Genomic DNA, 7721 nt, shown 5'->3' on the forward strand with positions numbered 1-7721 from the left:
ATGTACAGCTTAGTCTAGGTTTGTCATAGTTTGTCTAAGTTTTTTAGAACGGTTTCATCATAAGTGAGTGTGGGGTGACTCCACAAGACTAATTTATCATCATAGGCTTTCCAAACTTCCTTTAAGATGGGGTAAATTAAGTTTTCACAAATGGCATATTCGGAATGATAAATGGCTCCATGGGTGAGGATAAAATCTAGGTCTTCGCGAAAGTTTTCCCCAACGGTAAAAGGCCGTTCTTGCACAAAGTTGCCGATACGATACTTGATTTGGAATTGTTGGGCGACATCAGCGATACTTTTATATTGGCTAAAAGGCATGAATACAGCCTCCTATAGCGCTACGCGCTAGGAAATAGGGAATAGGTTATGGTGGCTAGGTTCGAGTATTGAACTGGAGTCCTAACCGACTCTTTCTCTGCTATAGGTGTAATTTCATTCTTGTATCATACCTTGGCCGGCTAACCAGCCGGTTGTCCAAGCATTTTGGAAGTTGAAGCCGCCAGTAATGCCATCGATATCTAGAATTTCACCAGCAAAATACAGGCCGGGACAACAGCGACTTTCTAGGGTTTTAAAGTTGACTTCTTTGAGGGGAATGCCGCCACAAGTGACGAATTCTTCTTTGAAAATGCCTTTGCCACTAATTTGATAGTGGTCTTGAGTAAGGGTTTGTAGGAGTTTGTTGAGTTGTGTTTTGGAGAATTGCGCCCACTGTAGGCGATCGCCAATCCCTGCTTTCTCCAGTAAATATTGCCACAGACGACGAGGAATCGGAACAGGACAATTCGCCCATAGATTTTTTGCCCCTAATTGGGATTTAACCTTGAGCAGCAGTTGTCGCAAATTATCGGGTCGAGATTGGGGTAACCAATTGACCCTCAAAGGGGCTTGATACTGAGTTTGTTTTAAATCTCTTGCTCCCCAAGCGGATAGCTTCAAAATTGCCGGGCCGCTTAATCCCCAATGGGTGATTAAAACCGGGCCAGTTTGGCTTAATTTCAGTTCGGGTAAGTCTACTCGCGCTTGAGTTACCGAAATTCCGGTTAACTCCCGCAGGGGATCATCATTAATTTTGAATGTAAAGAGGGAAGGAACGGGAGGAACCACGGTATGGCCGAGACGTTGAGCGAGTTGATATCCACTCGGATGACTTCCCGTTGCGAGCAAAAGGCGATCGCCCTTCAGTTCCAGCAACTCTTGACCCGACTTCACCTGTACCCGAAACTGACGATCTTCTGCATTCACCCCCAGCACTGGGGAACGGGTATGGATCTCGACTCCCAGGGTTTTCGCTTGTTGGATTAAACAATCGGCGATCGTCTGGGAATCATCGGTGACGGGGAACATGCGGCCATCGCTTTCCGTTTTGAGAGAAACCCCGTGCGACTCAAACCAGGCGATCGTATCGCTCGGTTGAAACCGAGTAAACGCTCCCCGCAAAGCCTTTGCTCCCCTGGGATAGGACTGCACCAGAGCGGCCGGATCGAAGCAAGCATGAGTCACATTGCACCGGCCTCCCCCAGAAATCAGCACCTTAGATAACAGAGTTTTTCCCGCTTCCAGGAGCGTCACTTCAGTTTGGGGATGAGCAGTTTTGCAGGATATGGCTGCAAAAAACCCTGCTGCTCCCCCTCCAATAATCAAGATGCCATCATTACCCATTAATCTTCTGGTTCAAAATCCTCTTTACCCACACCACAAACTGGACACATCCAATCATCGGGAATATCTTCAAACGCTGTACCCGGTTTAACCCCACTGTCGGGATCTCCTTCTTCGGGATCGTAGACATAGGCACAAACTGTGCAAATATATTTTTTCATGACTCTCCCCTTGAAGATCTCAAATAATCCCGATTTTAAGCCTTCACCATCTCCGTAAACCGAATCTTAAGATAATCTTCCTCCATTTTCGCACCGGATGGATTTAAAGCGGCCAAAGATTGGGGTAAAACTAAATTGCGCCGATGGTTGCCAATGCGTACATTTAACTCATCCCCGGTTTTATTCAACTGGATTTGGTCTTTGGGAATACCAGGTAAATATAGTTCCAGGCTATAGTGATCCTTATTTTGTACCACTCGAATCGTATTTTCTTCGTAGTAAACTTGAGTCGGGTCTTCCTCTTTATAGAGCGTTTCCTTCAAGCGTTCCAAGGATTCTAAGCCACACATTTCATCGGAGAATAGAGGCACTTCTTTGACCGGGAGCGGGCTAAAGTTTTCATGGATTTCTTGGCGATATTCCTGTTGATGAGCTTTCCAACGTTGGAAAAAGGGGTCATTAACTTCATCGGGAATAATGCGATTAGCGACCACTAAATCTGTAGAAACATTATACAAACTCAAATAGGCATGGGCGCGTAAAGATTCCTTGATCACCATTTTCTCTGGATTCGTCACCAACCGTACCGAGGTTTGCTTATTATCGGTTAAAACCCGCTCTAATTCTTCGATCTGCTCGTAAAATTCATAGGGCGCATCCATCACTTCTTTATTGGGCAGGGAAAATCCGGCAATGGGCTTAAACAATGGCTCTACAAGGGGTCTGAGCGCCACAGACATCCCCTGCAAGGGTTTGTAAAACCGTCTCATGTACCACCCCCCAACTTCGGGAATACTCAGCAATCTGAGGGCGGTTCCGGTGGGGGCAGAGTCGATAATGAGGACATCATATTTGCCTTCGTCATAATGGCGTTTCATGCGGACTAAGCCAAAAATCTCATCCATTCCCGGCAAAATGGCCAGTTCTTCTGCTTGTACCCCATCTAAACCCCGCGCTTGCAGGACTTCGGTAATGTAGCGTTTCACGGCTCCCCAGTTGCCTTCTAGCTCCATGAGAGCATCGAGTTCTGCCCCCCAAAGGTTGGGTTTGACTAATCGCGCTTCGTGACCTAGTTCTAGATCGAAACTATCAGCCAGAGAATGGGCAGGATCGGTACTCAAAACTAGGGTTTTATAGCCGAGTTCTGCACAACGCAACCCAGTTGCTGCTGCGACGGAGGTTTTCCCGACTCCGCCTTTCCCGGTCATTAAGATTACACGCATGGATGGTTTGACTTTTTCTGAAAATGGTTTACACTTCTTTACTTTACCGGGTTTTACCAGCGATCGCACCCCTTAGCGATCGACAAGATTCACCCAAGATGCCCCCCCAGTTCTGTTTAATATCCATTCCTTATACTAAATCCTGAGGATTCAACACTGTCCCTCATAACGCAAGCAAAGCACTGTAAATCCCTATTAGGGATTAAAACCAGTTTTACCCTACGATAGAGTGTGACTATCTGTTTCTCTTTTGTAAATGGCACAAAATGAATTGGTTCCAGGCTATCGGATTCGCGCTGGATGGGTGATGGAGCGCGACATGCTGATTAGCTTTATGCACAAAACCTATGAGGAGTTATTTCCAGGGCAGGATTTTTCCCATTTAAATCAGGCGATCGAGTTACACTTTGCTCAGACGACTCCCCTCTGGTGGGTGGAGAAAGTGGAAGATCCACAAATTTCCGATTTCCTCTCTTCGACTCCCCGCTCTCAACCCATTGGTTGTTTATGGATGGGGAAAGCGGTGGATCAAGTGAATGGACAGCACCATACCCATATTTTTCTCCTCTATATCTTACCGGAACATCGCCGCCAGGGGCTGGGATCGGCATTGATGGAGCAAGCTGAAGCTTACGCCAAAGAGCGAGGAGAGCAGCAAATTAGTCTGCAAGTCTTTTGTCAGAATAAACCAGCGATCGCCTTGTACGATAAGTTAGGCTTCCAAGCCCTGTCAACTTGGATGGTGAAAAAACTCAGTTAACATGACTTTTTCGCGTCAAGGCTATGAAATTTTAGAACCCTTTATTGGACAGCAGACGCTCGCTCCAATTGTGCAACAGTTAAATGCTCTGCACCTCAAACCGACTCAAGGGGGACTACGCAATCTCCACCACCACCTGAGAACGGTTCGGGATCTGGTTTATTCCCCCAAGTTGCTGCAAAAAGCTCAAGACTATTTGGGGGATTCTCCTTCGGTGGTGCGCGTTCTATTCTTCGATAAAACTCCCAGCAATAACTGGCTGGTTCCTTGGCATCAGGATAGGGCGATCGCGGTTTCTCATAAACAGGAAATTCCAGGTTGGGGGCCATGGAGCATTAAGGACACTATACCCCATGTTCACCCACCAGCAAATGTCCTCAATCAAATAGTCACGTTTCGCATTCATCTTGATGCTGCTGAACCTAAAAATGGCTGCTTGCGCGTGATACCAGGAAGTCATTTACAGGGTATTTTATCAACAGATCAAATCAAAGAAATCGTCCAAACCCAACCATCTGTTAATTGTACTGTGCAATCTGAATCAGTGATGGTAATGAAACCCCTACTTCTTCATGCCTCGAGTAAAGCTACCCATCCCATCCATCGCCGAGTGATTCAAGTTGAATATAGCAGCTATCGACTCCCTGAAGGGATGGATTGGGATATCAACTCTAACTCAACCAAGGACGGGTAACTTCTTCTAAATCTTGCACATCTTCCGGTTTCAAGCTCCATCCTAGAGCACCTGCATTATCTTGGGCTTGCTTGGCACTTTTCGCCCCTGGAATCGGAATTACCTCTTGGCAAATTAGCCAATTCAACGCCACTTGAGAAGGTGTTTTCTTATATTGATCGGCAATTCGTTTTAAGCGCGAAATCACGGGAGCAATTTTTCGTAATCCTTCCCGACCAAATTCTGGACTAATTTTTCTCGCTCCGACGGGTGTATTCACCGATGTATATTTACCCGTCAATAACCCTTGAGCAAGGGGACTATAAGCCAAAATTGTAATACCTAACTCGCGGGCAGTATCTAGAATTCCATTGCTCTCTATTTTCCGACTCAGTAAGGAATACTTCACCTGATTGACGGCTAAAGGAATCCCTTTTTGAGCTAAAATATTATGAGCTTCCCGCATTTGTTTGGCGGAATAGTTGCTCACTCCTATGCTTTGAATTCTGCCCCGCGTCACTTCATTCGCTAACGTATTGAGCAGAGTTTCTTGGCTCATCAAGAAACTGACTGGTTGATGGATTTGATAGAGTTCAATAGAGTCCACTTGCAGCCGATTCAAACTATTGGTAATCGCCTCAGATACGGTTTCCGCTTTAAGTCGCCAAGGCACGGGGAAGTATTTCGTCGCTATTTGGGGCGATCGCCCGGTTTCTTTCATTAACCGACCAATTAAAGATTCCGACTCTCCCAAACCATACACTTCCGCCGTATCGAAAAAACTGATTCCCCCATCTAGGGTTGCTGCAAATGCCTTTTTAATTTCCGCTTCGCCATAGGTATTGCCATAATCCCAAAACAGTTTATCACCCCAAGCCCATGTACCAATTCCCAAGGGCGTGACCCGAATATCCGTTTGACCCAGTTGCACCGTTTCCATGGCTAAATTTTTATGACTCAATACTTGTATATACTAGAATAATCTGACCCAAGTCAACAGACCTCCGAAAAATTACTACAAATTATCTGCTCCATGTCTGCTAATTCTGCTACTTACTCAGCCTTCCGGGGTGCGATCGCTCATTTTATCCATAACCCTTTCCATTGTCGGGAATCAGAGAGTGTGCGCTATTTTCCCGATGGTCTATTAATTTTAGAGCAAGGTCAGATTAAAGCGGTTGGCGATTACCCAACTCTGCGCTCTCAATATCCCCATCTCCACATCACAGACTATTCCGGAAAACTGATTTTACCCGGCTTTATTGACCTCCATCTCCACTGTCCGCAAACGGAAATGATCGCTTCCTATGGAGAGCAGTTATTAGAATGGTTAGAAAAATATGTATTCCCTGTAGAGAAAAAGTTTCAAGATCCAGACTATGCTCAAACACTCTCTAATTTTTTCCTCGATGAACTGCTGCGCAATGGCACAACGACAGCCGTCATTTTAACTACTATTTTCCCTCAGTCTGTTGATGCGTTATTTACGGCGGCGAAAGAGCGCCAGATGCGAATCATTGCCGGACAAATGCTCATGAGCCGAAATGCACCTGACTTTTTAGTCAATACGCCACAAACCGCCTATGAACAAACCCAAACTTTAATCCAAAAATGGCATCATCAGGATAGATTGCTTTATGCTGTAACGCCCCGCTTTGCTCCTACTTCAACCCCAGAAGAATTAGAGCTAGCTGGTAGTTTTAATGAATATCCAGACCTCTATATCCATACCCACTTATCTGAAAACATTAAAGAAATTGCCTGGATTAAGGAACTTTTTCCGCAAGCATCCGATTACCTCAATGTTTATGAACAATTCGGATTAGTCACAGAGCGCTCAATTTTCGCTCATGGTATCCACTTGAGTGACTCCGAATTGCAACGCTTAAGTGAGCGTCAGAGCGCGATCGCCTTTTGTCCCACTTCTAACTTATTCCTCGGTAGCGGATTATTTAATTTGAACCAAACCCAAATCCAATCGCCTCCCATTCCCGTTGGGTTAGCCACGGATGTCGGCGCAGGAACCAGCTTTTCACTGCTCAAAACCATGGGAGATGCCTATAAAGTTATGCAACTGCAAGGACAAGCCCTTTCCCCTTTCCAAGCCTTTTACTTATCTACATTAGGTGCAGCGAAAGCCCTGCATTTAGAGGATAAAATAGGCAATTTTGAACCGGGGAAAGAAGCGGATTTTATCATTATTAATCCTGCACCAACCCCCTTAATGAAATTACGCAATCAGAACCAAATTCCGCCCGAAAATCTATCTGAGCTAGCGGATCAACTGTTTACCTTGATGATTTTAGGAGACGATCGCACGATTGAAGCCACCTATATTCTCGGTAACCTCTGGCAAAGTCTCGAACAACCCTAATCCGATCTGCTACTACTATAATTAAAACAATAAAATTCAGGACACTCAGATGACGACTGATTTGTTCGGCCAATCTCCTAAACCTGAGACTTCTATCCCTTGGCTCGAAAGTGGCGATCGCCTCTCGCGCCCAGAATTCGAGCGTCGTTATGCTGCCGCTCCCCATATTCGCAAAGCAGAACTCATTGAAGGAATTGTTTACGTGGCTTCTCCCTTACGCTTTCCATATCATGCCCAACCCCATAGTCGTTTAGCAACTTGTTTAGAAACTTATGCGGCATTTACTCCAGGGACATTATCGGGTATTGAACCTACAGTACGCTTAGACTTGGATAATGATGTCCAACCGGATATTGTCCTCATGCGCGATCGCCAAGTCGGGGGAGGTGTAAGAGTAACCGAAGATGGCTATTTAGAAGGTGTACCAGAATTGGTGGTGGAAATTGCCGCTAGTAGTGCGGCGATCGACTTAGGCAATAAACGGCAAGTCTATCGTCGAAATGGAGTGGCGGAATATTTGGTTTGGCAATCTTTTGAACAGCGTTTAGACTGGTTTCACTTAGTCGCAGGAGAGTATCAACCCCTCGTCGCCGATGAACAGGGTATTATTTGCTCCCAGGTGTTTCCAGGGTTATGGTTAGCCGTCGATGCCCTGAGAAATAATCAAATGATGGAGGTATTGCAAGTTTTGCAACAGGGTATCGCTTCCAAGGAACATGCTGGGTTTGTAGAGCAGTTAACAATTGATTTGAGTTGATTGCTCTGTTAGCGTGAAAAACTTAGATGAGGTTGAGAAACTGCGCCAATGGAGCACCGATCGCACTCTCAAATATCTTCACATCTTTTTAGATCGAGGGCATCTCAAC

9 protein-coding genes are annotated in these 7721 nt (G+C 45.6%); 4 read left to right on the forward strand and 5 right to left on the reverse strand.

Features of this window, described 5'->3' with window-relative positions; all coding sequences use genetic code 11:
• Window positions 1-23 precede the first annotated feature (23 nt).
• The 4 genes from AC3A14_RS19065 to AC3A14_RS19080 form a co-directional block, all read right to left on the reverse strand.
• The gene (locus AC3A14_RS19065) at window positions 24-320 is read right to left on the reverse strand and encodes a hypothetical protein (RefSeq protein WP_318735467.1); all 297 of its coding nucleotides are present in this window, start codon (window positions 318-320) and stop codon (window positions 24-26) included.
• A 114-nt stretch (window positions 321-434) separates the two neighbouring features.
• On the reverse strand, window positions 435-1664 hold the full coding sequence (locus tag AC3A14_RS19070; protein ID WP_318735464.1) for a BaiN/RdsA family NAD(P)/FAD-dependent oxidoreductase: 1230 nt from the start codon (window positions 1662-1664) through the stop codon (window positions 435-437).
• On the reverse strand, window positions 1664-1825 hold the full coding sequence (rd, locus tag AC3A14_RS19075; RefSeq protein ID WP_318720201.1) for a rubredoxin: 162 nt from the start codon (window positions 1823-1825) through the stop codon (window positions 1664-1666). Before rd ends, AC3A14_RS19070 begins: the two co-directional genes overlap by 1 nt.
• 35 nt (window positions 1826-1860) lie before the next feature.
• Window positions 1861-3048, reverse strand: a complete 1188-nt coding sequence (locus AC3A14_RS19080) for a TRC40/GET3/ArsA family transport-energizing ATPase (protein ID WP_318702329.1) — start codon at window positions 3046-3048, stop codon at window positions 1861-1863.
• Between the two features lie 256 nt (window positions 3049-3304).
• Here AC3A14_RS19080 and AC3A14_RS19085 point away from each other — a divergent pair, with 256 nt between their 5' ends.
• The gene (locus AC3A14_RS19085) at window positions 3305-3808 is read left to right on the forward strand and encodes a GNAT family N-acetyltransferase (RefSeq protein ID WP_318702330.1); all 504 of its coding nucleotides are present in this window, start codon (window positions 3305-3307) and stop codon (window positions 3806-3808) included.
• Window position 3809: 1 nt separating this feature from the next.
• Window positions 3810-4502, forward strand: coding sequence for a phytanoyl-CoA dioxygenase family protein (locus tag AC3A14_RS19090; protein WP_318735461.1), 693 nt, complete (start codon window positions 3810-3812; stop codon window positions 4500-4502).
• Here AC3A14_RS19090 and AC3A14_RS19095 read toward each other — a convergent pair.
• Complete coding sequence (locus tag AC3A14_RS19095) at window positions 4480-5421, reverse strand: aldo/keto reductase (RefSeq protein ID WP_413039165.1); 942 nt, start codon at window positions 5419-5421, stop codon at window positions 4480-4482. The two genes, AC3A14_RS19090 and AC3A14_RS19095, sit on opposite strands and share 23 nt — an antisense overlap.
• A 93-nt stretch (window positions 5422-5514) precedes the next feature.
• On the opposite strand from AC3A14_RS19095, the gene guaD reads away from it, so the two are divergent.
• The gene (guaD, locus tag AC3A14_RS19100; protein ID WP_318735454.1) at window positions 5515-6855 is read left to right on the forward strand and encodes a guanine deaminase; all 1341 of its coding nucleotides are present in this window, start codon (window positions 5515-5517) and stop codon (window positions 6853-6855) included.
• A 49-nt stretch (window positions 6856-6904) separates the two neighbouring features.
• Window positions 6905-7612 carry a Uma2 family endonuclease gene (locus AC3A14_RS19105; protein WP_318735451.1) on the forward strand — a complete coding sequence of 236 codons (708 nt, stop codon included), beginning with the start codon at window positions 6905-6907 and terminating at the stop codon, window positions 7610-7612.
• Window positions 7613-7721 lie beyond the last annotated feature (109 nt).

The sequence above is a fragment of the Roseofilum sp. genome (assembly GCF_982964205.1).

Excerpts from the sequence above, each read along its gene's own strand:
- AC3A14_RS19095 (WP_413039165.1), bottom strand. The coding sequence starts at position 5,421 with ATGGAAACGGTGCAACTGGGTCAAACGGATATTCGGGTCACGCCCTTG.
- rd (WP_318720201.1), bottom strand. The coding sequence starts at position 1,825 with ATGAAAAAATATATTTGCACAGTTTGTGCCTATGTCTACGATCCCGAA.
- AC3A14_RS19105 (WP_318735451.1), top strand. The coding sequence starts at position 6,905 with ATGACGACTGATTTGTTCGGCCAATCTCCTAAACCTGAGACTTCTATC.
- AC3A14_RS19090 (WP_318735461.1), top strand. The coding sequence starts at position 3,810 with ATGACTTTTTCGCGTCAAGGCTATGAAATTTTAGAACCCTTTATTGGA.
- guaD (WP_318735454.1), top strand. The coding sequence starts at position 5,515 with ATGTCTGCTAATTCTGCTACTTACTCAGCCTTCCGGGGTGCGATCGCT.
- AC3A14_RS19070 (WP_318735464.1), bottom strand. The coding sequence starts at position 1,664 with ATGGGTAATGATGGCATCTTGATTATTGGAGGGGGAGCAGCAGGGTTT.
- AC3A14_RS19080 (WP_318702329.1), bottom strand. The coding sequence starts at position 3,048 with ATGCGTGTAATCTTAATGACCGGGAAAGGCGGAGTCGGGAAAACCTCC.
- AC3A14_RS19065 (WP_318735467.1), bottom strand. The coding sequence starts at position 320 with ATGCCTTTTAGCCAATATAAAAGTATCGCTGATGTCGCCCAACAATTC.
- AC3A14_RS19085 (WP_318702330.1), top strand. The coding sequence starts at position 3,305 with ATGGCACAAAATGAATTGGTTCCAGGCTATCGGATTCGCGCTGGATGG.